This window comes from Embleya sp. NPDC005971, from assembly GCF_040629175.1.
Lineage (GTDB): Bacteria > Actinomycetota > Actinomycetes > Streptomycetales > Streptomycetaceae > Embleya.
This window is the reverse complement of record NZ_JBEXUX010000011.1, coordinates 37,516-59,964: the sequence shown is the minus strand read 5'-3', so window position 1 is coordinate 59,964 and position 22,449 is coordinate 37,516. Positions and strand designations below refer to the sequence as shown.

The following is a 22,449-nucleotide window of genomic DNA, read 5'->3' as shown; positions in this document are numbered from 1 at the left end:
TGGGCCGGACAGTGGCTTTCATGAGCACCGACCACCAGGCTCCAGGCGATGGAGGCAGACAATAATGGCCCCCGCAACGCAGCGCCCACGCCGGCGGCGTGATGGTGCAACGAGCACGGCGACCCTACCGGGGCCGAACCGGTCGGCCGGTCGGTGCGGTGAGTTCCTTGGTCATGAAGACGCGGCCGGCGCCCGGCGGATCGCAGGGGACCTCTCCCAGGAGCTTCCACCCCTGTTTCCGGTAGAAGCCGGGGGCCTGGAAGGTGATGGTGTAGAGCACGGCCGTGCGGCAGCCGCGGGCGTGGGCCTCGTCCTCGGCCCGCCGCAGGATCTCGCTTCCCAGCCCGCTGCCTCGCAGCCGAGGCGGCAGGTGAAAGAGGTCGACGAAGAACAGCCCGAGCGAAGTGCGCCCGGTGAGCCCGCCGACCACCCGGTGCGTCTCGGGATCACGGACCAGGACGGCGAGCGCCTTGCGGTCGGCGATTCCCGTGTGCTCGATGTTGAAGCGGTCCAGCGCGTCGGAGATCACCGTGATGTCCGCCGGGGTGGGGGCGTCGGTGACCACGAGCTCCGTCCGGGGTTCGGGATGTGGTGACGCGGTGACGTTCGTGTCGGATGTGGTCACGGTTGCTCCGGTACGTGGGTGGAGGCGGCACGGCCTCGCGAGCGGATTCGGGTGCGGGGCCGGCAAGCCCCGCGCACGTGCCGACGCTAGGACGTGGACGCTTCGACGAACGTCGAAGGGACGTCGGCGACAATGACCGACGTGGACATTCGGCGTGCAGGTCGGGACGTAGGGGTGGACCTGGCCGGCGTGGCCAGGCTGCTGGCCGACGGGACCAGGGCCGCCTTCTGCCTGGCACTGCTCGACGGCCGGGCGTGGACGGCGAACGAACTCGCGCGCTACGCCGGAGTCGCACCGTCCACCACGACGTCTCACCTGAACCTGCTCGTCGGTGGCGGACTCCTCGTCGAGGAGCGGCACGGACGCCACCGCTACGTACGGGTGGCCGACCGCAGGGTGGTCGAACTGATCGAGAGCCTTGCCGCGCTGGCCCCGCAGAGCAGCGCCCGACCGCGTTCGTTGTCGGCCTCCGGCCGACAGCAGGCGCTGGCCCGTGCGCGGCTGTGCTACGACCATCTGGCCGGAACCGTCGCGCTGGCGATCACCGACGCCATGGTCGAGCGCGGACTGCTGGAGTGGGGGACCGAGCCGGGCCTGACCGGCAAGGGCACCCTCTGGCTGACCGAGGTCGGTATCACCGTGCCCGGCGGCTCACGCCGACCGCCGGTGCGCGCATGCCTGGACTGGACCGAGCGCCGTCCCCACCTGGCCGGCGCAGTGGGTACCGCCCTGTGCGCCCACGCACTCGCCGCCGGATGGATGACGCGCGTCGGCACCACCCGCGCCCTCGTCGTGACGCCCGCCGGCCGTCGGGCATGGCACGACCACCTCGGCCTGCCGCCGGCGGACCTCTGATCCTGCGGCCGTCGTCGACAACGCAGACGCAGCCGGACCCCGGGCAGCGCGTCCGCCCGCAAACGCAACCCCGACAGGCGAGTCGGCCGCGACCCGAGTCTCGGGTCGCGGCCGACGAAGTGGCCCACTCCTTGCGGGAGTCGGTCCGCTGCGGCTGGGGCGCGCGGGTCGGCTCGGGCGGAGGAGCCGTGGATCGAGCCGACGGCTCAGGCGGGCTTCCAGCAATAGAGCATGCTGCCCCACGTGTACGCAAGGGCGCTGTCGACGGCGAACGGGTACTCCATCGTGAGCAGCGCCCCGGGGTTCTCGGGGCGGAGTTCGACGGTCTGATTGAACGTGCCGACGCGACGCCAGACACAGACGGTCCACCGGTACCAGCCGCTCTCCAGTTCCACGGCGTCCCGCCCGATGCTGCCGCCCGGCGTATCCAGGGTCCAGGCGTAGGTGCCCGCGTCCAGGTGGAGGCGGCGATCGGCGCACTTCGGCTGCGGAGACTGCGGCAGGAGCCCGTAGTCGTTCAGGAACTCGTGTTCGGTGGCGGACGCGGAAGCGGCGAACGGGCCCACTGCGGGCGTGAGGAGCAGGGAGAGGAGCAGCGAGAGGACCAGGGCGGGCAGGGTGGGAAGCCCGGACGATCTCCTGCGTGACATGCGTACCTCCGGTGAGTCGGCAATGGCGCGCCCATGACACCAGGTGCGATCGAATCCGGGCGAGATGCCGGCAGGGAAATGACCGCGAATCGTCGTCGGTCGGCCGAATGGCAACGCAACCGCCTTTCGGGCACGCCCTGTTCCCAGGACCTCGCCGGGGCACTCTCACACCGATCTGTCGCAAACGACAGATCGGCGACAACTCGACGGGACGGGCGAGGAACAGAGATGGAACCGGCCGTTGACGAAGAACTCCGGCTTCAACGGCACAACGACCGTTGGGCGGTGGCCAGGGTTACCTCGATGTCGTCGCTCCACGCCCCGGCGACCTTCCCCACATGTGATCCCCGTGCTTCGGGTCCGCTTCGATGCCGACCGGTCCCCCTTCCGCGACGGCGCGCATCGCGTCACGGTCGGGCCACCGGCCGCAGGCGCCGACGCGGACCGAAAGGCGGCGGAAACGCTGCTCCGGGACCGGTCCGGGGGCGGTGAGCCGATGTCCGGAGACGCCGTCGAGCGCGAGCATCGCGAGTATCGGCATGTCCGGAATCTGACCGAGGATGACATCGAGGCGACTGTTTCCGACGGCCCGGCGCGCCGAGGATGAACTGCACGGGCCCGAACGCGGGAGACGTTCGGCCCGGGTACGGCCGCCGCACCCTCGTGCGGCCGATCCTCCCTCCACGAAAGGTCACTACATGCGTGCATCCACCTCGCGTCCCAACGCCGACACCGGCCCCACCCCGCGCCGCCGGCGCGGCCTGGTCGCCAAGGCGATCGCGGCCACGGGCGCGGCACTCGTGCTCGGCACCACGGCGTTCGCCGGCAGCGCCGGGGCAATCGTCAACGGGCAGGACTCAAGCGAGAGTTACCCGTTCATGGCCTACCTTCCGATGAAGGCGGGGGGCGTGGACGCCGGGTGCGGGGCCACCCTGATCGATCGACAGTGGGTGCTCACCGCGGCGCACTGTGTCGACCCTGATCTGCCGATCCAACTGAACGGAACGGTGCGGATCGGCAGCGAGAACCGCGCGCAGGGTGGCACCGTTCGCGGCATCGACAAGATCGTGATGCACCCCGGCTACTCGCAGCCCGCCGACGAGGGCGGCTACAACGTGAACGACCTCGCGTTGATCCGCCTGGACCGGGCGGTCAAGGAGAAGCCGATCAAGCTCGCCAAGCAGGCCGGGCCGGTGGGCACGCCGACTCGGCTCCTGGGCTGGGGCACCATCGTCGACCCGGACCGGCTGGAGGACGCGATCTTCCCGAACCGGCTCCAGGAACTGGACACCCGCCTGGGCACCAGCGCCGAGTGCAACGGCCGCACCGACGCCACCCGCCTGTGCACGATCAGCCTGAAGCCCAAGGCCATGGCCTGCTTCGGCGACTCCGGCGGCCCGCAGATCCAAAAGAACCGCGGCGGCCGGTGGGAGCTGATCGGCACCACCTCGGGCGACGGCGACGGCAAGCCCGGCTGCGCGACGGGCCCGGGCCTGTACACGAACGACACCGCGTACAAGAGCTGGATCCACAAGACGATCCACAGCCGCAACTGAGCCGACTCGCCCTGACGCCCTCTACGGGCGATCCGCGCCGGGCGCGGGCGCGGTGCCATTTCCGGCCCGCACCGCGCCCGGCGCGGGAAGTCCCGCACGCCATCCACCGCCACCCACCACCTGCGCCATGCCGCGTTTCCACGGCACAGCGCAGGGATCTTCGACCGTCCACGACATCACGACGCGAGTCGGTGGCACTTGGCACCGGTGTCGTCCGCGCCCCACGCCGGCGGCGGTGAGGTGTCCCCGGCCGCGGAACGGCCCCGGCGCAGGTCTACTTGTCCGGAATACCGGCGTTGTCGGCGAAAGTGGCGCCGGTCGGTACGAACTCGCCCGGCCCCGGACGGCGTCCGTTCGAGTAGACGATGTCGATCAGCAGGATCCGGTCGTTGCCCGCCGTGCCGTCCTTGTCGGTGGACGTGGTGAGCCAGATGTCCCCGTCGCGGTCGACCTCCACGGTGCGCAGCCGGTCGTACGTCCCCTCGAAGTACGACTTCTGCTCGACCAGGTTGGAGGCGGAGTCGATGCGCAGCCGGTAGATCCGCTCACCCCGAGTGGTGGCCACGAACACGTGGTCGTTGATGATGGTCAGGCCGCTCGGCGAGGCGGACGACACCGGCCAGGTCTTCTTCGGCGCGATGTAGCCGGAGCAACTCCCCTCGGTGCCCTGACAGTTGGGCCAACCGTAGTTGCCGCCCTTCTGGATCAGGTTGACCTCGTCCATGATGTTGTCGCCGAACTCCGCCTGCCAGAGGCGTCCCTTGGAGTCGAAGTCCAGGCCCTGCGGGTTGCGGTGCCCGATGGACCAGACGGCGTTGCCGAACGGGTTGTCCGACGGGATCGAGCCGTCCGGGTTGATGCGCAGGATCTTGCCGTTGAGGGAGTTCTTGTCCTGCGCCCGGGAGTCGTTCTGGGCATCGCCCATGCCGGCGTACAGCTTGCCGTCGGGTCCGAAGCGAAGCCGCCCGCCGTTGTGGTACCGGCTCTTGGCCATGCCGGCGAGCAGCACCTTGTAGCCGCTGAGCGCGTTGTTCTCCAGCTTCATCCGGGCGATGCGGTTGCCGTCGGACGAGGTGTGCAGGAAGTACACGTAGTGGTCGGTGGCGAAGTTCGGGGAAACCTCCACGCCCATCAGGCCGCCCTCGCCGCCGGTGGTCTGGGAGTTGGGCACCTTGCCGAGCTTCGTCTTCTGGCCGGACTTGGTCAGCCGGTAGACGTCGAAGGTGTTCCGCTCGGTGTAGATCCCGGAGCCGTCCGGCAGGAACGCCACGCCCCAGGCGACGTCCACACCGTCGGCCAGGGTCTTCACGGTGCCCGGGTCGGGCGTGCCGCCCGCCTGGGAACCGGCGGTGGTGACGCTGATCTCCGGGCCGAACGCCGACCGGTTGCCCTTGGCGTCGAAGGCCCGCGCCTTGAACCTGTACGCCGTGTCGGCCTTCAGGCCCGCGACGGTCGTGGACGCGGTTTCCGAGGTGCCCGCGGCGGCGCCGTCACGGTAGATGTCATACCCCGTGACCTTCACGTTGTCGGTGGACGGCGTCCATGCCAGGTCGACGCTCGTCGCGGTCGTGGCGGTGGCGTGCAGCCCCTGCGGGGCACTCGGCGCCTCACTGTCGGGCGGTGCGGGCAGCGTGGCGATGGTGACCGCGTTGCTGGCGTCGGAGACGTTCGGGACGGCGTCGCGCGCGAAAACGGTCCAGTCGTAGTTGGTCTCGGGCGTCAGGCCGGTCACCGTGGTGGCCTGTGTGGAGCCGTCGACCTGCTTCATGAGTTGGCCGTGCTGGTAGACGTCGTACCCGGTGACCTTCACGTTGTCGGTGGACGCGTCCCACGCGAGGGACACGGAGGTGGTGGTCGGCTCCTGGTCCTTGCGCAGGTTCTTCGGGGCCGTCGGCTTCTCGGTGTCGGCCGGGCCCTGCGGGGTGACGGTCAGGCTGTCGAGGTTGGGGCCGTCCGCACCCGAGGTGGTGGCGCGGATCTTGTTGGTGCCCGCAGCCAGTGCCGTCGTGACGGAGGCCGTCTTCCAGGTCGTCCAGGCGCCGGTGCCGGGGAAGGAGAGGTCGCCGGCGGTCTGGGTGCCGTTGACCGCGATGTGCAGCGGCCGGTCGACGGAGGTGCCGTTGGCGTATCGGAAGTCGAGCTTCGTGGCTCCCGGTTGCCCCGCCTCGACGGTGAACTCGACGTACGCGCCGGCGACCGCGTCGAAGTTCACGAAGCCGGTGCCGGTGTGGCCGGCGTGGTTGGACTCCACCTTGCCCTTGACGACTTGGGCGGCCTCGGCCTCGTACGTGGCGGCGCGAAGGAGGGGGGCCGAGTGCGCAGCGGGCAGGGCCAGGCAGAGCGATGCGGTGGTGGCCGCGGCTACCAGGGCGCCGAACGCCCTGGACGACCGGGATTTGATACATCTCACGGTGTCCTCCAGCGAAGAGGGGCTGAGCGCGGGGCGGCTCAGCGGCTCGTGGTGCTGCCCGGGCGGGTCCGCTGCAAGGGTCTTCGCGGCAAGCGATATCCGGCAACGGTCGTTCACGCGGGGGAAGTTGGCGCTGGACCTCGATAGTTAGGAAACTTTCCTAACTGGTGATGGAGCACGCTAGGCCCCGGCTGTGCACCTGTCAACGGGTCACGCGCCACCCGATCGGTGCCAACCACCGTGAAGTAATCGACACGGGTGATCATTCGAGCCCATCGAGCAGGATGGGGGAGCATTCGGACAGGCCGATCCCGCCGCCGATCCCGCCCGACCGGCCGCCGAACCCCGGCGTGCCCAAAAGGACGGTGAATAACGAGCACGAGACGGCAGAGCGAGCCCCGGGGTCTGCTCAGCCCCATGGAGCGTGTGGACGATTTCGTTCCGGATGGCGGCTCCGCGTCGGTCCCCGGCTCGGCGGCATCCTCGATCCCCTGCCCGGCGCCCCGTTCCTGCCGAGGAGATCGAGGATGCGGCACTCGCCGAGGGTGATCGACTCCGGTTCGGCCCGACGCGCCCTCGGCGACGCTCCTCACGCCGAGGCCGAACAACGCCCAAGCACGCCGCCGTCGCGATGCCGCCGCATGCCGCCGTTCGCCATCGACGGCATGCCGCCGGGGCCGTGAGCACGGCCCCGCTCACCGCCCCCCACGACGCTCCTCCGTCGCAGTCCTCGTCCGCGTCGTCGGCGCGCCACGGGGCGAAGCCGTCACCGTGCTCGCGGCGGTGGAACGCCGGAGCGAACACGTGGCGGGAGACGTCGAGGAGGTCAGGTGGTGGGAGTCAGGCCGGTGGGGACCTGCCATTGGTAGCGGCGTCCGTTGTCGTGGTCCGCCGAGAGCGTGGCGTTCATGGGCGGGCGTGGGCAACGCGAGCCCGGGCGTGCGATGTTCGAAAAGTCCGCGACACCGAACCCGGCCGGAGCAATCCCGGTGAGCTTCGTCAGCCCGCTCGCGATTCATCGGGCAGTCGCACGACGGCCACACCGGCCTGGGACTCGCCGAACCCCCAGCCTGCGACCAGGGAGCAACCGACCGCTTCCAGGACATCGGCCCACGGCCAGTGGTCGGTACCGCAGTAGAAGCCGCCCTCGCTGCGCGCGTCCTCCTCGCTGAGGCAGAGCATGCGGAGGTGATCGCGGAGCGCGGGATGCGCAACCGCGCTCAGGCTCGCTTCCCAGGGCTCGGCCGCGGTGCGAACGGCACTCATGTCGCGGATCGACACCAAGTGCGCGGGGCCGCGCTCGGTGAACGTGGCGGCCCGCATCGCGTCGGTCGCAGTGCCATCGGTGGCGACGCGCAGCAGCACGGAGAGCCAACCGTTGAGCTTCTTGCATTCCATGTCGGTCAGGTCGACCCCGTGGCGGCCCAGGAGGATCCCCAACTCCGCGCCATGGACCAGGACTTCACCGGCTTCATCGATCGACGAAACGGTCCGCAAATCGGCGACGAAGGCATCGTCGAACGGCCGAGGTCCCTTGTGCCCACCCGCACCCCACGGTCCCGTTCCGGCCAGAAGGTCGGCGTCGAAGCGGAACAGCGACCCGCTCAGGTCGAACCGCCATGCCCACGGCGAGAAAGGGTACTCCCCGTCCGGATCCGGCAACCGCCTCGACTCCCGATCCACCAGCGCACCGGGGGTGGCCCAGGAATTCGGGAAGAGGAACTCGTCGAGAGAGTCCGAGGCGTAGTACACCCCGTATCCGGCAGCGGGATCGACGGCGGGCCGGCCACCGAGCAGTATCTCGAAGGCACCGGTCAGCGCGGCATCCCACCCGCCGGGGTCGGGCATCGAGGTCGTCTCGGAAGTCACGATGAGCGCTCCTTGAAATCGCGTCGCATGGGTCGATGCAAGGTACCGCCAGCCGGTGACACTCCGGGGACCCGACAACGAAGTCCGCTTCGAAGGCGCGTTCGGTGAGCGCCCGTTCGACGTCGACGGGCACGCCGTCTTCGTTCCTTCCGCAGTGGGACCTTCCGAGTTCTCCCATGATTCCCCCAAATGTGACTGTGCTCGGAACACGCGCCCTTAACGTGATTTCCGCCGATGGAGCGGGAGTTCACGAACGAGACCAGGGGGTGGGTCCGTGTCGACCGATCGGATGTCCAGGGTGATCGTGGTGGCGAGCGGTGTGCTGGTGGCCGCAGCGCTGACCGGGTGCGGTGGGTCGTCGTCGGGCCACAGGACCGCGGACGCCGCGACGACCACGTCGCGACCGGGCGCCGCGGTCCCCGGGGCGACCGCCGCGGGCACGTCGGGCGGCGCGAACAGCGGTGGCTCCGACGCCGGTTCGGGTGTTCCGACGGAACGGCAGCCTGCCGCTTCCACGTCGGCCGGAGGCGGCTCGGGCGACAACACGGCGTTCTGCGCCGACGCGGTCAAGACCATGGCGACCGACGACAAGCTCCACAACGGCCTACCCGACGCGCAGACCCTGGAGGTGTGGGACCGCATGAACAAGGAGGCGCCCGCCGCGATCGGGAGCAGCGTCGACAACGTCGACCGACAACTGCACCAACGGGCCGACCACGGCACGATGGACGACATCAGTGGCTTCGCCTCGGCCTACCAGTCGGTGCTGCAGTGGGTGGGCGGGAACTGCGGTCTGACACGGTCGTAGCGCGGGCACGGAACCGAAGAAGCCGTGCTCTGCGGTCTGTTCCCCGTGTGACACCCTGGCGGTCGCCGCCGCCCGTCGACTCCCGGCCGACCACGCCGTCGCAGTCTGCAACGAGGTGTCCCTCCCCGGGTGTGGGCGCTGGGAATGGTGGGGGTGCGCGACCGTGTCCTTCCGGGGATCGAGTGCGCCGCCCCGGAGGCGTTGCGGATCAACGGTGGTCGGGGGTGGGGGCGTTGCCGTGGTGGAGGTAGGCGGTGGTGCCCTCGGCGAGGGCTTGGGCGCAGGCGTGGAGGCGGCGGGCCATGTGGGGGGCCATCCGGGTGTCCCATTGGTCGGGGGTGGCGAGGTGCCAGGCGGTGAGTTCGCCGGCGGCGAGGCGGATGTGGGCGCGGGCGTGGGCTTCGGTGACGAGGCCGCCGTCGAAGAGGTGGTTCGCCAGAGCGGGGCGGCCGTCGGGTTGGGGCGGTACCCAGTCGACGGCCAGGAGTCGGCCGGGGGTGACGTCGAGGCCGAGTTCCTCCGTGATTTCGCGGCGTGCGGTGTCCCAGGGGTATTCGCCCTCGTCCATGGCGCCGCCGGGGATCTCCCAGCGGCCGTCGCCGTAGGCCGGTTCGACCAGCAGGATGCGGCCGTGGGCGTCGTGGAGGATCGCTCCGGCGCTGCCGATGTGGCGGGGCAGCGTGGCGTAGTACTCGGCGGGGGGAAGGTGGTGGGCCATGGGCGCGAGGCTAGTGCGTGGCCGCGTCGGGTCGTGGTCGCCCGGCCACGACGCCGCCCCTGTCCGGGTGGTCGGACAGGGGCGGCGCGCCTGGTGCGTGGTCACACCGCGAGTCGGTGCACGCTTCCGTACGTCGTCCCCGCGAACAGCCACCGGCCGTCGGCCGACACGGTCAGCGACGACACCGACGGCTCCGGCAGGTTCCTGGTGATCGAGCCCCAGGTCCGGCCGCCGTCGGTGCTGCGCAGCACCCCGAGCGCCGGCGTGTGGTAGTAGTGCGAGCCCGCGAACACCGTCGAGCCGTCCGGGGTGAACGTCAACGAGCCCAGGTAGCCGGTCAGGTCGCCGGCCACCTTCGTCAGGTGCTTGCCGTCGTCGGTGGTCACGTAGATCGCGTCCCTGGCGGCGATGACCGCGTGGCCCGGGGTGCGCGGGTTCAGCGCGATCGCGCTCACCCAGCCGTCGAGGACCTTGTGCAGGGTGACGCCGCCGTCGGTGGTCCGGAACAGCCCGTCCGGGCCGCCGAGCCAGGCGCTGTCGGGGTCGACCCGGTCGACGGCGACGCTGGTGAAGCCGTTCAGGTCGTCGTGCCCGTTCTGGACCAGGGACTCACCGCCGTCGTTGCTGGTGTACACGGCCGACGGCGAGTGGGTGGCGACGTACAGCCGCTTCGGGTCAGCGGGGCTGACCGAGATGGCGAGTGCCTTGCCCGGCACGGCTGTCTGGAGGGTGGTCCACCGGCGACCCGCGTCGGTCGACTTCTCCAGGTAGAAGCAGGGCTGCTCGTCGTTGCAGGTATTGCGTACCCGGTACACCGTCGAAGGGTTCGACGGGTCGGTGGCCAGGCCGTCGACCCGGTTGCCGAAGGTGTGCGGCGCGGTGTCGGAGAAACCCCATTCCTGGTACCCGAGCGGCAGTTGCCGCTTCAGTGGCGCGGACGACTGGTAGCTGCCGGTCATGGTGCCGGCGACGATCGCCGGGCCCGACGCGCCCCGGGTGACGGTCAGGGACAACACTTCGGAGCCGGGCACCCCGATCCGGCGGAAGGACTGGTGGTCGTCGGTGGTGTAGATGCCCGCGCCGGCCGAGATCACGTCCGTGCCGGGCCGTCCGGGGAAGGTGCCGGTGGCCTCGTACAGGTCGATGCGGTCCAGGCCCGCCTCGGCGCGCCAGGTGCGGCCGTTGTCGCGGCTGCCCCATTGCTCCATCTCACCGGTGGACCGGTTGACCTGGATGTGCAGCCGGCCCGAACCGTCCACGATCGCGGCCAGGACCACCACGTCGGTGCCCCACGGCCCGCGCAGCGCCCGCCAGTGCGCACCCCGGTCGGTGGAGACCTGCGCGACCTGCAGGTCACCCCTGGCGACCAGGGTGCCACCCGTGCCGGTGAACTGATCGACACGTGCGCCGGTCGAGCCGGGGCGGGGCAGCTTCACCGGGGTCCGCGCGCCCTGGCGGAGCACCCAGACATCGGCGCCGGAGGTGAAGTAAAGGTCGGACCCGGTGAACTTCGGGTTCCGGGCGTCGGTGGGGGCACCGGGCAGCAGCCGCCAGGTGTTGCCGTGATCGGTGGAGATGCGCACACCGTCGCCGGCCGTGGCGTACAGCCGCGCGCCCGTCGGGTCGAACACGACTCCGCTGACCCGGTCCGGGGTGTCCAGCACTTGGCTGAACGTCCTGCCGGCGTCGGTGCTGCGCAGCACGTACCCACGCCAGTGGTCCCGCTCCACGCCGGCGGCGAACACCACGTCGGGCCGGACCGGGCTGGCCGCGACGCCACCGGCGTCCGTGGCGTTCACGGGCAGTGCGTTGCCCTGCTGCCAGGTGGTGCCCCGGTCGTCGGTTCGGAAGACGACGTTGCCGATCGGGGTCAGCACGTAGGCCCGTGCGGGCCGGGCGGGGGTGAACGCCAGTTTGCCGCCGCTGCCGTTCGGGCCGACCTGCCGCCACTCGTTGCCTCGGGTGGTCAGGGACGTCGGTGGGTCGGCGGGGGCCACGGGTTCCGCTCCGGCGGGCACCGCGCCGAACGCGCCGAACACGGTGCCGAAGGCCACCGCAGCGATCAGGAATAGTCGGCGCCGGGACAGCTTCGCTGAACCCGACCGTGAATGCTGTGCGTTGAACATTCCGTCTCCCATGGGGCCGGTGGTGTGCTCTTTGTAGTCGCGCCTCCCGACGGTCGGCCAGGTGTGGCCGGTGTCCGGTTGCGGCCGGCGCCGGAATCGGCCATGCTCGCTCGCCATGGAAAAGGACGAGCTCGTGTTCGGCGCAGTCGGGGTCGCGCCCTTCGACGAGCGGGTCTACCGCACCGTTCTGGCCGGACCGCCGGTAACGGTGCGCGACTTGGCGGAGCGCACCGGCTCGGGTGTCGAGAGGCTGCAGTCGGCCCTCGCCCGGCTGCGCGGCCACGGTCTGGTCAGCCGACTCTCGGGCCGCCCCACCCGGTGGGCGGCCGTCAGCCCCACCGCCGCCCTTGCCGCCCTGGTCCGCAACGCCCACGCCGACCTCGGCAGGGTCACCGAGACGGCCGCCGAACTGGAGGCCGTCTACCGCGCGCTCGGCGAGGCCGCCCGCCCCGGTGAGGGCGTCGAATTGCTGACCAGCGCCGACGAACTCGGCCGGTGGTTCGCCCGACTCCAGCAGGAGGCCACCGAGGAGATCATGAGCCTGGACCGGCCGCCGTACGTCCTCGCCCACGGCAACCCGCTCCAACACACCCTTCTGGGCCGCGGGGTCCGGTACCGCACGATCTACGCCCCCGAGTCGTTCGCGACACCCGGCAACCTCGACGACGTGACCGGCCTGTCGCAGGCCGGCGAAGAGGCCCGGGTGCTCGCCGACATCCCGCTGAAGATGTCCGTCGCCGATCGCCGGATCGCCCTGCTGCCCCTGCACCTCGACTCGCCCATCACCCGCAGCGTCGTCATCCGCGGCACCACCCTGGTCGACGCCCTGGTCACCCTGTTCGAAGGGCTCTGGACACAGGCCGTCCCACTCACCGCCGCCGGCCCCCAGGAGTGCGACCCGCTCGACGCCGAGGACCGGCGGATCCTGAACCTGCTGCTGTCCGGGCTCAAGGACGAGACGATCGCCCGGCAGTTGGGCACCAGCACCCGGAGCCTGCGGCGGCGAATGCGGGTGCTCCTCGACGAGTTGGGGGCGGAGAACCGGTTCCAGGCCGGGGTGCAGGCGGTACGGCGCGGCTGGGTGTAGCGCCGGCCGCACGGGCCGGGAGCACAGAAGAACGCCCCTGCGGGTCCCGACGTTTCGACTTTTCGACGCGGGTCAGACGATCTCGCCGGTGCAGGATCCGTGGGGGCCGCAGGCGTAGCAGGTGTATCGCATGCATCCGGTGCACACGCCGATGTTCTCCAGGCGGTAGGTGTCCCGGCAGGTCTCGCACCCGACGCGCTCGCGCAGCATGGTGTTCCAGCCGTCGTCGCCGCCGATGAAGTCGTAGGAGACGCCGATGAATTCCCCCCATGCCGGGTCGTGTTCGGCCCAGTGTCGGAGGTACCAGGAGTAGACGGCGAAGAACGCCTTGCCGGTCACCAGGTGGTCGCGGCCCCGACCGTCTCGGATCCACACCTCGACGAGTCGCCCGATGCGCTCCCCGAGGGGCAGTGCACCGCCGAGAACGGCATCGTTGTTGTTCCTCGTCGTCATGGCCACAGTATCCGGGCGGACCCGCCTCGTGGGCGACGACATCGGGCGGCCGATCAGGTTCTGCGCGAGATGACCATGATGTATTCGCAGGGAGCGTTCGTTCGGTTGGCGAAGCCGTGGGCCGCGTCGGCTTGGAAGAACAGGGAGTCGCCCGTGTTCAGGGTCTCGCCGATCCCGCCGATCGCGACGGTGAGGGTGCCTTCGAGCACCACGAGTTGTTTCTCCGTGCCCGGCGGATAGGCGGGCAGCAGCCCGGTGGAGACCTGCGCGGGGAGGTGGTGGACCACCATCTCGGCTCGTCCCGCGCCCGGGGCCGCCGAGACGATGTGCCGCTCGAAGCCGGTTTCCGGGTCACGGAAGACGGGGCGATCGTTCCTGTGCATGACGACCGCCACACCGGACGCGGCAGCCGCCGGCGCGCCGATCAGGTCCGAGAGCGACGCGTCGAGCGCGTGGGCGATCCTGGACGCGACGCCGATCGTCGGGCTCTTCTCGCCGCGTTCGACCTTGGACAACATCGCCCGACTGACCGACGACCGGGTGGACAACTGCTCCAGCGTCAGGCCCGCCTCCTCGCGACGTCGCCGCACGTTGCCGCCGAACACGCCGGCCGGGTCGTCGCCCCGGTGTGCCTCGGGCGCGTTTTCGTCCTGCTCGGTCACCGTGCTCCTCGATCGATGCGTACCCCGCCGCCCACAGTGTAGGGTTTCTCCTATAGAAGATCTGATCTTCCATCGGAGACGCACGGTGTGCGCCCGACACGACGGAGGGGTTCCATGCGTTTGATCTCCAGTGGCCGGCTCCATGCCACGTTCGAACTCGGCGACCTGCGGGTGACCTCGTTGCGGGACGGGTACATCGACATGCCGCCGACCCGGCTCCGCGACGAGGACGGGTGCGTGCTCGACGAGTTGCCGGCCGCCGTCCCGCTGGCCGGCGACAACCTGCGGCTGTCGGTCAACGCCTTCTTCGTCACCGACGGCACGCGCTCGGTTCTCGTCGACACCGGCGCGTCCGACGCCTGGCACGACCCCACCATGGGATTGCTCCACGAGGCGCTCGACGAAGCGGGCATCGACCGCACGGAGGTCACCGACGTGGCCATCACCCACAGGCACGAGGACCACGTGAGCGGCCTGATCGCGCCCGACGGTTCGCAGGCGTTCGGCAGACTCGAGCGCGTGTGGATCGGCGCGGGCGACACCTCGGTGTTCACGGGGCGGCTCGCGCCGATCCGCGACCGGGTCGTACCCGTGTCGGAGAAGGTCGCGATCAACGACTGGACCACCGCGATCCCGACACCGGGCCACACGCCCGGTCACACCGTCTACGCATTCGGGAGCGACACCGGCCGCCTGCTCGCGTGGGGCGACACCGTCCACGTTCCCACGCTGCAATTCGATCGGCCGAACGTGTCCTGGGAACTCGACGGCGACCAGTCCCAGGCCCGCGCCGCGCGCGCGGCACTCCTCGAACAACTGACCCGACCACACCACTTCGTGGCCGGCGCCCACCTCGACTCACCCGGCATCGCCCGCGTGACCCCCTCCGGCGACGGTTACGCGCTGGAATACCTCGCACCACCGATCGGCTGATCGAGCCCGCCGGGGACCGGGCCGGCCGGCCGCAACCGCTTTCCCGCACGGTCGACTCTCTTCACGCAGAGGGTACGGACCAACCTCGGTACTACCGCCCGCGATGACGGCCCCGGCATTTATCCTCGGGTGAGGCGCCCGCCCGGAGTCGGGCCGGGGTCGGGTGTGCCGGGGGACGGAGGGCCATGCAGTTTCGAATTCGGGTCGAGCACGACGTCGCCGCGGAAGGCAGCCGCCTCACCGCCGAGTTGGCCGATTGGCTCGCGGAACACCCGCGTGTGGGGCCGTACATGCGGATCCGCAGGGTCAGGGAGTCGGCGCCCGACACCGGGCGGATGTCGGGCGACCTGATCGGGTGGCTGGAGATCGCGACCACGGCCGCGTTCTCCGTCCCCGCTCTGGTCTACGCCCACATGGCGTGGCGCGACCTCCAGCATCGTCCCGCGCCCGGCCCCGCACCCACGGTGACCTCCAGGACCGTCATCGAGCGGGGCGAGGTACGGGTGATCCTGGAGAACGCGTCGGCGGAAACCGTCGTCGACATCACCCGGGCGCTGGAAGGCGGTTCGAGCGGTGCGCCCTCTGGGGACGACTCCGACGGACATCCCTGACCCGACGTCGAGCCGCGCGGTTCTCATCGGCATCCACAAGTACCGGCACCTGGACTCGCTGCCATCCGTCGCTCGCGGAGTCACGCGGCTGAAGCAACTGCTGCAAGAGCCCAGCCTGTGGGGGCTTCCCGCCGACCACATCGCGACGCTGGGCCCCAGGGCGTCGCCGGAGACGGTCCTGAAAACGATCAGGGACGCGGCGCTCGCGGCAACGGACACCCTGGTCCTGTACTTCGCCGGCCACGGACTGCGCCGAACCGACGGACGTCCCCTGCACCTCGCCCTGACCGGCGCGGACCCCGATCACATCCAGATCGGCACGGTCTCCTACGCATACGTACGCGAGATGCTTGCCGTCGGCAACACCCGCCGCAAACTGGAGATACTCGATTGCTGCTACAGCGGACTGGCCGCCAAGGGCACGATGGGAGCCGGACCGAGCGAGGTCGATCCTTCGAGCGCTCTCGGGTTCGACGACGCGCACCGCGGGCATCACGTACTGACGTCGGCATCCGCCAACGAGCCGTCGTTCGCCCGGCCCCACGAGCAATACCCGGAGTTCACCGGCGAGTTGATCAAGGTGTTGGAGAGCGGGATCCCCGGTGCCGGCGCGACGCTGACCCCGGGCGAGGTCTGGGGGCGGATCCACGCTGCGATGTCGGCCCGCCCGCATTCCACGCTGCCCCGCCAACTCGTGCAGAACGCCGTCCAGGACCTGCCCTGGGTCCGTAATCGCGCGTACACACCTGCGTCGTTCGCGACCCACGGCACCGCGCCCCGGCCCGTGGCACCGTCGCCCGCGCCCCTCCCCCAACCGGGAAGGCCGTCACGCCCGTTGCTGCGGCGCCGGGTACTGACGTACGGCGGGGTGGCCGCGGTGGCGGCAATCGGCGGAGCCTCGTACACCCTGCTGGAGCACGGTCCCGGCGGTGTCCGGAAACCGGGTGCCCAGCGCTGGCGCCGCCACTTCACCTCCATGGGCATCCCCTTGCCCGCAGAGCCCGGCACGCCCGGCAGGGGCGCTCTCCTCCTCCCCCTCGACGACGGCCGGGTGGTCTGTCTGGACAGCCGTGACGGTGGGGTCCTGTGGCAGGTCGATCTGGGCGGGGCCCTCCTCACGCGGTCCTCGATCGTCAAGGGGTGTCTGCTCGTGTCCTTGGCGATCGGCCCGGGGCAGGGCCGACTCGTCGCGCTGGACCACAAGGGCACCACGCTGTGGTCCGCGGAGACCAACGGCTGGCCGTGGGCCCAGCAATCAGGGCCGAACGGCCGGGTGTTCGTGGCCACCAGCAGTGGCTGGGTCTACCGCCTGAACCTGGTGGACGGCCGGCCGGACTTCGCCCGGAAGGTCGCCGGCCAGGCGAACGCGGTAGTGGTCGCGAACAATTACCTCTACGTGCCGACGTTCGGCGACGGGATCGTCGTGCTGGACGCCGCCACGGGGGAGTCCCGGTGGTCGCGCCCGGCCGAGGGGTCCGTGTGCGGCGCCGAAGCCGACACGGACATCGTGTACCTGACCATCGGTAATCGGGAACCCGCCAAAGGCGGCCGCCTTCGCGCCCTGGACGCGCAATACGGCGACACGCACTGGGAGTTCACCTTCGACACGCTCGTCCAGGCAGCCCCGACGCTCGCGCCCGAACACGTCCTGGTCCCCGACGGGCGCGGCACCCTGCACGCGTTCGACCCGGTCTCCGGAACCAGGACCTGGCAGCAGGACATCGACGCGAACCTCTCGGACCGCGTCACCCACGACGGCAGGACCGTCTACGTCGGAACCTCCCGCGGCATCGCCGCCCTGAGCCTCGCCGGCGGCCGGATCCTGTGGAGCAAGGACATCCTCCCGACGCCCCCCACCGCGTCGTACGGGGGCAGCCGTCCGGTGATCGACGACGACACCGTCTACCTCGGCTACGGCGACCTGACGACGGAGAGCTCGAACTACGACGTGTACGCGTTCAGCCGCTGACCTTCCGACGGCGGTCGTGGACCCCGCCGGCGCGCGGCAGAGCCGTCTGCCGCGATCCCGACCGACGGCTCGTGGGGCCATACAGCCCAGGCGAGATGGGCTCGGCCCCGCGGCTGTTCACCATCCGAACGGGCGGTCACCACGGCCCGCCATGCGGTGGTCGCCGCGGTGGCGGTTTCCCCCCGAAGCGGCCGATGGGCACGGTCACCCGAATGGCACGGCTCTGTATACGGGTGATTCGACTCCGGTGTGGTTTTACTCGACGAAGGACGTCTTCGCCGTCGTACCTCCCACGCTGCGGTCCCACCGCCTGCCGGGGTACGACCGAACATCTCGGGTCCCCGGAGCCGAGCGGGCGAAGCGTCGACGTCGGTGGCCGGGGAACGCGTGTTCTTCCGCCACCCGTTCCCGAGAATGGAGCCCGTCATGGCGGATTCGCAGAGCATCGAAGAGATCATGAGGAAACTTCGAGCGCAGACTGCTCTGTCGGCCGAGGAAGTGTTGACGCTGCAGGGCCACGTCGACCAGCTGGAGAACAGGTCCTCGGTGGACACCACCCACCACACCACACACTCGACCCCGAACTCGCATTACACCGACCACCACACGAGCCTTCAGGAAATTCAGGGCCTCCTCGACCATCTGCACGAGTCCGCCGCGGCCCCCGGCGGCACGCCGTGCCACGAGGGTGGCCACAAGCCCTCGCCGGCCCAGTCTCCTCCTCAGCACGGAGCCGGCTCGTGACCCAGGCGACGAGTACCGCGTCGCCCGGCGCGCTGCCGGTCGACGAGCTCGACGAGTTGCTCGCCAAGCACCCGTTCGGCGACTCCGACTACGTGACGAGCAGGCTCCATGCCTGCTACCGGCGCCGACTCGAGAGCATCGGCGATCGGTTGCCGCTCGCTCGTGAGGTCCTCGACGCGTTGGACCGCGCGGACGCGCAGACCCGCTACCGGATCGTGGGCGACACGGTGTTCCGGTGTGCGGTGCAGTACCTCCATGTCCAGATCGAGGACGAAATCCCCTACGGGATTCCTTCGGAGCACTGTCGGGAGATTCTGCGACGCGCCATCCGCAATCTCGACGCGGGGGTGCCCGGCCTGCTGGGACCCGAGCTGTCGGATCACCTGGGTACGGCTTCCCACTACGGATGGGTGTGGCGCGACGACGGCCCCGAAACGGTCGTCACCGACGCCTTCCGCGACATCGTGGCGGCTCACTACGGTCTGACCCTGCACACCCCCGGCGACGACGAACTCGCGATGGTGGCCAAGGCCGTTCGCTTGCTGGAGGAGGTCCTGCCGAAGGTGACGCGCAGCGTCCTCAGCCACACCCACCTGCTCGCCGTCTTCGCTCCCGTGGGCCAATGGGAGGGGACCCGATCCAGCTCCGAGTACAAGGTCAGCGGAACGATCTTCCTGAACCAGCGCACGCTGTGCAATCCCTGGGCACTGGCGGAGCACCTGCTGCACGAATCGCTGCACCAGCAGCTCTACGACCTTCGAGCGGGTCATACCCTTCTCGTCCCGGACTTCGCCCGCGCGGACCGGCCCTTGGTCCACTCGTTGTGGAACATGCCCGACTCCACGCGCGGAAACCACTGGGACGTGCATCGGGCCCTGGCGGCCTACCACGTCTACGTCTACCTGGCGCTGTTCACCAGGGCGGCACGCGAGTCCGACGGCGATCGGCAGTACACGAAGCGGTACGGACCGATCGAGATGACGGGCCCGCGCACCGCGCTCGCCCGCGCCCGATACCTGCGCGAGCAGATCGGCAGAGAGCAGTACCGGCGGGAGCTGGGTCCGGCCGGTCACCGCACCGTGGACTGGCTCGACACCGTGTTGGACGTGGTCGACCCCGATCCCCAGGTCGAGGAATCGTTCGTGCACTTGCTGCTCGACCGGTTCTGGCGCGAGGCCTCGATGATTCGATCGATGGCCTCCGACGACACGATCGACGCCGAAGTCCGCTCCCTGATCCCCGGGTTGCTGGCGGACGAGGTGCAATGCGCCCGGTCGGCACTGACCGCGATCGGGCACGATCCGACGTCCTTCGACCAGGCCGTCGAAACCTCCGAAGCCCAGGAGCCCTTCGAACGATTCGCGTCCGTGCGAAAAGTGATCGCGCAGACGCTGCTCGACGCCTGTCCCCGCCGCTACGAGCTTTCGCCGGCCCGTGACGTGGACGAGGGAGTCCGGGACATGGTGGAGCGCTCCAGCGCGGTGCTCATGAAGGCCCTCGACCGGTAAGGCGGGTGACATGGAAATCCACCATCCCGGCCTCCGTTCGATTCTCGATGTCCTGCGGCGCGGCGAATCGCTCTCCGTCGGCGAGTTCGAGAGCCTGCAACGCCAACTCGCCCGGCTGGACGGGCAGGACCGTCCGGTCTCGGATACCCCTGGAGCACGGGGGACGACCCCGGCATCCGGCTCCGCAGCACAGCCGGCCCTCGACCCCACGGCCGCATTGTCGGCCGGATCCGCGAACAGGCGAGGAACGGCCGCTTTCGCGGCCTCGTTCGGCGGACGGACCGTCGACTTCTATCGTGAGACGCGCGAGATATTCCTGTCGAGCGTGGGCATCGGAACCTACCGCGGTGCGATGGACGATGAAACCGACGCGGCATACGTCGCCGCGATCCGCGGCGCGCTGCGCGCCGGCGTCAACGTCATCGACACCTCCTTGAACTACCGTTGCCAACGCTCGGAGCGCAACGTGGGTGCCGCGCTGCGCCTCTTCGCCGCGCAGGACGGCGGCGACCGAGAGGGCGTGCTGGTCTGCACGAAGGCCGGATTCCTCACCTCGGGTGCGATTGCGCCGGGCTCGCTGCGGGCCGACGAGGTGGCGGGAACGCACTGCATGGCGCCCGCGTTTCTCTCCGATCAACTCGAACGAAGCCGTCGCAACCTGGGCTTGGCCGTGGTCGACGTCTACTACCTGCACAATCCCGAGACACAGCTCCGATTCGTCGACGCATCGATGTTCGCCTCGCGGATGAGGCGGGCGTTCGAGCGACTGGAGCAGGCCGTGGCCGAGGGCCTGATCGCGCACTACGGCGTGGCGACGTGGGACGGCTTCTTCGATGGTTCCTTGTCCCTGCGGTCCCTGGAAAGCCTGGCCCGAGAGGTCGCCGGTGATCGCCACCACTTCGGGTTCGTGCAACTTCCGGTGAATCTCGGCATGCTCGACGCCTTGCGTTCGTTGGCCGGGGACGAGCACAACGTGCTCGCGACCGCCGACGAACTGGGTTTCACCGTGCTGGCGAGTGCCTCGTTGTTGCAGGGCCGCAGTGCCGCGGACCTGCCCGGTTGGATCTCCGGCGTGATACCGGATCTGGCCACGGACGCACAACGCGCGATTCAGTTCGCGCGTTCCACCCCGGGGGTGACGTGCGCGTTGGCCGGCATGCGCGACCCGCGCCATGTGGCGGACAACACCGCCGTCACCACGACACCGCCCCTGAGCCGGGAGCGGTACCGCGCCGCCTTCTCGGCGCATTCGGTGGTCGGCCGGTCGGGCTGAACCGGACCGTCCTGCGGTCGGCGAACTCCGGTGATTCGCTCGGGTGATCCTCGGATGATCCGGAGTCAGACGAGCCGGAGTTCGACTTCCGCGGGACGGTCGCCGTCCACCAGGGTCGTGGCCCGCGTCTGCTTTTCGTCCCGCGTCCGGCACTCGGCCGTGTACAGGCCGCCGGCCGGGACGGAGAGCGCGAAACGCCCGTCGCCGCCGGTCGACACGGCGACGTCCGGATACGGCATCGGCCCGTCGACCAGATAGACGCGAGCTCGCGGGACGGGGGCGCCTGTCCTGTCGCGTACCGCTCCCGTGATGAGGTAGGAGGTGCCGCTGTCCCTCGGCACTTGCACGGGAGCCGCCCGCGTCGTGGTCCGCGCGTCCGTCCAGGCCGACAGGTTGTCGTACACGTCGGCGTTGATTCGCGTCCCGGAGTTCACGGTCACCCCGCCGTAGGCGTGGATGGCGAAGCCGTAGCGCTCCCCGTCGACGACCCGGTAGACGGCCGTACCACTTTGCCCGCCGGCGGTGTCGATGTCGTAGTACACCTTCATCGGCGTCACCGAACCGATCTGCCTGCTGTCGAACCACATGGTCCCGTCGGTCTTGTCGGCGGGATAGCCGGCGATGTTGCCCGTCGTGGCGAGCAGATCGGCGGACGGCCACGTCCCGATACCGAGCCACCCCGTGGTACTGCCCAGGTCGGTGGGGATGACGATCGCGCCGTAGTCGTAGTTCTCGTCCGCCGAGATCGTCCAGCCCGTCACCGAGTGGAAGATGGCGGCGGTCACGAATCCGTAGGGAAGGGACGTGCCGTCGCGGCCCGGCATGACCTGAATGCTTCTGACCCATCCGTCGCGCCCCGGAACGCCACTGTTCGTGATGTAGACGCAGTGACCGGCGGTCGCCAGGGTGTGTGGGCCGATGAACCAGGCCGTACCGAGCCAGGTGGAGCCGTCCGCGGCGGTGATCAGCAAGGACGCGTACGCGCGCCAGGGATACTCCGAGGTGTTCGTGATCTGCGTCCGGTTGTCCGGACCGTGCACGGTCTCGGGAGGAGACGGCGGCGGACCGAACGACGCCTCCCCGATGTCGGGCGACTGCAGGCTGGGTGCGGCCCAGTCCTTCGCCGACCACGATCCGGGCACCGGCGGCGAGTGCCCTTTCACCTGCTCCCGGCCACCGCCGGTCTGTTGAGCGGTCTCGTGCCCCACACCGTGCGAGGGCGGCCGGGAGAGCTCCTGCTCATCGGTGCCGACCGTCTCGCCCTGGGGCTGGTTGGAAACCGGGGTGTGCGGGTTCGAAGGCATGGTTCTCCTCCTCCGTCGGGAGGATGCGGCGAGTCCTCGAGGGCCCGGCCGCCTCCCCCGGCATCCCTGTCGGCGGACGCGCTCGATCACCGTTCCCGAAGCCGGGAGCCTCACCTTTCAGCCTAAACGGTTGGCAGTGGTACGGCAGTCGGTGCCCGAATCGACACCGGCTCGTCGCGGGTGGTGATCCGCCCCGCCGAACGTCGTGTCCGCCTGTGCGGCCGAGTCGCGGGGCCCTGCCGACAGGGTCAGTGTGGAACGAGGGGACGTCCTCGAAGCACTGCCTGG

19 protein-coding genes are annotated in these 22,449 nt (G+C 70.0%); 10 read left to right on the top strand and 9 right to left on the bottom strand.

The window, feature by feature from the left end:
* Positions 1–124: 124 nt before the first annotated feature.
* Positions 125–625 (bottom strand): GNAT family N-acetyltransferase, encoded by a 501-nt coding sequence (locus ABZ374_RS12620; protein ID WP_360309975.1) that lies wholly within the window; start codon positions 623–625, stop codon positions 125–127.
* Positions 626–757: 132 nt separating this feature from the next.
* Between ABZ374_RS12620 and ABZ374_RS12615 the strand changes: the two genes are divergently transcribed.
* The gene (locus ABZ374_RS12615; RefSeq protein WP_360309973.1) at positions 758–1,480 is read left to right on the top strand and encodes a winged helix-turn-helix domain-containing protein; all 723 of its coding nucleotides are present in this window, start codon (positions 758–760) and stop codon (positions 1,478–1,480) included.
* 206 nt (positions 1,481–1,686) lie between these two features.
* On the opposite strand, the gene ABZ374_RS12610 is transcribed toward ABZ374_RS12615, so the two are convergent.
* Positions 1,687–2,130, bottom strand: coding sequence for a hypothetical protein (locus tag ABZ374_RS12610; protein WP_360309971.1), 444 nt, complete (start codon positions 2,128–2,130; stop codon positions 1,687–1,689).
* A gap of 698 nt (positions 2,131–2,828) precedes the next feature.
* Between ABZ374_RS12610 and ABZ374_RS12605 the strand changes: the two genes are divergently transcribed.
* Positions 2,829–3,686, top strand: coding sequence for a serine protease (locus ABZ374_RS12605; RefSeq protein ID WP_360309969.1), 858 nt, complete (start codon positions 2,829–2,831; stop codon positions 3,684–3,686).
* Positions 3,687–3,960: 274 nt separating this feature from the next.
* Here the strand turns inward: ABZ374_RS12605 and ABZ374_RS12600 are convergent, their stop codons facing one another.
* A complete protein-coding gene (locus ABZ374_RS12600) occupies positions 3,961–6,096 on the bottom strand; it encodes a PQQ-dependent sugar dehydrogenase (protein WP_360309967.1) in 2,136 nt (711 codons plus the stop codon).
* A gap of 999 nt (positions 6,097–7,095) precedes the next feature.
* On the bottom strand, positions 7,096–7,965 hold the full coding sequence (locus ABZ374_RS12595; protein ID WP_360309965.1) for a hypothetical protein: 870 nt from the start codon (positions 7,963–7,965) through the stop codon (positions 7,096–7,098).
* A 274-nt stretch (positions 7,966–8,239) separates the two neighbouring features.
* On the opposite strand from ABZ374_RS12595, the gene ABZ374_RS12590 reads away from it, so the two are divergent.
* Positions 8,240–8,773, top strand: a complete 534-nt coding sequence (locus tag ABZ374_RS12590) for a hypothetical protein (protein ID WP_360309963.1) — start codon at positions 8,240–8,242, stop codon at positions 8,771–8,773.
* 208 nt (positions 8,774–8,981) lie between these two features.
* Here ABZ374_RS12590 and ABZ374_RS12585 read toward each other — a convergent pair whose 3' ends face one another.
* Entirely contained in the window at positions 8,982–9,491 is a 510-nt protein-coding gene (locus tag ABZ374_RS12585) for an NUDIX hydrolase (protein ID WP_360309961.1), read from the bottom strand.
* 101 nt (positions 9,492–9,592) lie between these two features.
* Complete coding sequence (locus tag ABZ374_RS12580) at positions 9,593–11,545, bottom strand: hypothetical protein (RefSeq protein ID WP_360309959.1); 1,953 nt, start codon at positions 11,543–11,545, stop codon at positions 9,593–9,595.
* A gap of 187 nt (positions 11,546–11,732) precedes the next feature.
* On the opposite strand from ABZ374_RS12580, the gene ABZ374_RS12575 reads away from it, so the two are divergent.
* Positions 11,733–12,704 (top strand): helix-turn-helix domain-containing protein, encoded by a 972-nt coding sequence (locus ABZ374_RS12575; RefSeq protein ID WP_360309957.1) that lies wholly within the window; start codon positions 11,733–11,735, stop codon positions 12,702–12,704.
* 72 nt (positions 12,705–12,776) lie between these two features.
* On the opposite strand, the gene ABZ374_RS12570 is transcribed toward ABZ374_RS12575, so the two are convergent.
* Both ABZ374_RS12570 and ABZ374_RS12565 read right to left on the bottom strand, forming a co-directional pair.
* Positions 12,777–13,157, bottom strand: a complete 381-nt coding sequence (locus tag ABZ374_RS12570) for a hypothetical protein (RefSeq protein ID WP_360309955.1) — start codon at positions 13,155–13,157, stop codon at positions 12,777–12,779.
* Positions 13,158–13,210: 53 nt separating this feature from the next.
* Positions 13,211–13,819 (bottom strand): XRE family transcriptional regulator, encoded by a 609-nt coding sequence (locus tag ABZ374_RS12565; protein ID WP_360309953.1) that lies wholly within the window; start codon positions 13,817–13,819, stop codon positions 13,211–13,213.
* Positions 13,820–13,933: 114 nt separating this feature from the next.
* Between ABZ374_RS12565 and ABZ374_RS12560 the strand changes: the two genes are divergently transcribed.
* The 6 genes from ABZ374_RS12560 (at position 13,934) to ABZ374_RS12535 (ending at position 20,857) form a co-directional block, all read left to right on the top strand.
* Entirely contained in the window at positions 13,934–14,752 is an 819-nt protein-coding gene (locus ABZ374_RS12560) for an MBL fold metallo-hydrolase (RefSeq protein WP_360309951.1), read from the top strand.
* A gap of 185 nt (positions 14,753–14,937) precedes the next feature.
* Positions 14,938–15,363, top strand: a complete 426-nt coding sequence (locus ABZ374_RS12555) for a hypothetical protein (RefSeq protein WP_360309949.1) — start codon at positions 14,938–14,940, stop codon at positions 15,361–15,363.
* Positions 15,326–17,332, top strand: coding sequence for a PQQ-binding-like beta-propeller repeat protein (locus ABZ374_RS12550; protein ID WP_360309947.1), 2,007 nt, complete (start codon positions 15,326–15,328; stop codon positions 17,330–17,332). Before ABZ374_RS12555 ends, ABZ374_RS12550 begins: the two co-directional genes overlap by 38 nt.
* A 426-nt stretch (positions 17,333–17,758) precedes the next feature.
* On the top strand, positions 17,759–18,076 hold the full coding sequence (locus ABZ374_RS12545; RefSeq protein ID WP_360309945.1) for a hypothetical protein: 318 nt from the start codon (positions 17,759–17,761) through the stop codon (positions 18,074–18,076).
* Positions 18,073–19,584 carry an HEXXH motif-containing putative peptide modification protein gene (locus ABZ374_RS12540; protein WP_360309943.1) on the top strand — a complete coding sequence of 504 codons (1,512 nt, stop codon included), beginning with the start codon at positions 18,073–18,075 and terminating at the stop codon, positions 19,582–19,584. Before ABZ374_RS12545 ends, ABZ374_RS12540 begins: the two co-directional genes overlap by 4 nt.
* Positions 19,585–19,594: 10 nt before the next feature.
* Positions 19,595–20,857: an aldo/keto reductase gene (locus tag ABZ374_RS12535; protein ID WP_360309941.1), complete on the top strand. Its 1,263-nt coding sequence runs from the start codon at positions 19,595–19,597 to the stop codon at positions 20,855–20,857.
* Positions 20,858–20,922: 65 nt separating this feature from the next.
* Here the strand turns inward: ABZ374_RS12535 and ABZ374_RS12530 are convergent, their stop codons facing one another.
* Entirely contained in the window at positions 20,923–22,161 is a 1,239-nt protein-coding gene (locus tag ABZ374_RS12530) for a carboxypeptidase regulatory-like domain-containing protein (protein ID WP_360309939.1), read from the bottom strand.
* Positions 22,162–22,449: the final 288 nt, after the last annotated feature.

Bases quoted from the DNA above. Each gene is read 5' to 3' on its own strand.
- ABZ374_RS12615 (WP_360309973.1), top strand. From the start codon at position 758: ATGACCGACGTGGACATTCGGCGTGCAGGTCGGGACGTAGGGGTGGAC.
- ABZ374_RS12610 (WP_360309971.1), bottom strand. From the start codon at position 2,130: ATGTCACGCAGGAGATCGTCCGGGCTTCCCACCCTGCCCGCCCTGGTC.
- ABZ374_RS12605 (WP_360309969.1), top strand. From the start codon at position 2,829: ATGCGTGCATCCACCTCGCGTCCCAACGCCGACACCGGCCCCACCCCG.
- ABZ374_RS12585 (WP_360309961.1), bottom strand. From the start codon at position 9,491: ATGGCCCACCACCTTCCCCCCGCCGAGTACTACGCCACGCTGCCCCGC.
- ABZ374_RS12575 (WP_360309957.1), top strand. From the start codon at position 11,733: ATGGAAAAGGACGAGCTCGTGTTCGGCGCAGTCGGGGTCGCGCCCTTC.
- ABZ374_RS12570 (WP_360309955.1), bottom strand. From the start codon at position 13,157: ATGACGACGAGGAACAACAACGATGCCGTTCTCGGCGGTGCACTGCCC.
- ABZ374_RS12560 (WP_360309951.1), top strand. From the start codon at position 13,934: ATGCGTTTGATCTCCAGTGGCCGGCTCCATGCCACGTTCGAACTCGGC.
- ABZ374_RS12555 (WP_360309949.1), top strand. From the start codon at position 14,938: ATGCAGTTTCGAATTCGGGTCGAGCACGACGTCGCCGCGGAAGGCAGC.
- ABZ374_RS12545 (WP_360309945.1), top strand. From the start codon at position 17,759: ATGGCGGATTCGCAGAGCATCGAAGAGATCATGAGGAAACTTCGAGCG.
- ABZ374_RS12535 (WP_360309941.1), top strand. From the start codon at position 19,595: ATGGAAATCCACCATCCCGGCCTCCGTTCGATTCTCGATGTCCTGCGG.
- ABZ374_RS12530 (WP_360309939.1), bottom strand. From the start codon at position 22,161: ATGCCTTCGAACCCGCACACCCCGGTTTCCAACCAGCCCCAGGGCGAG.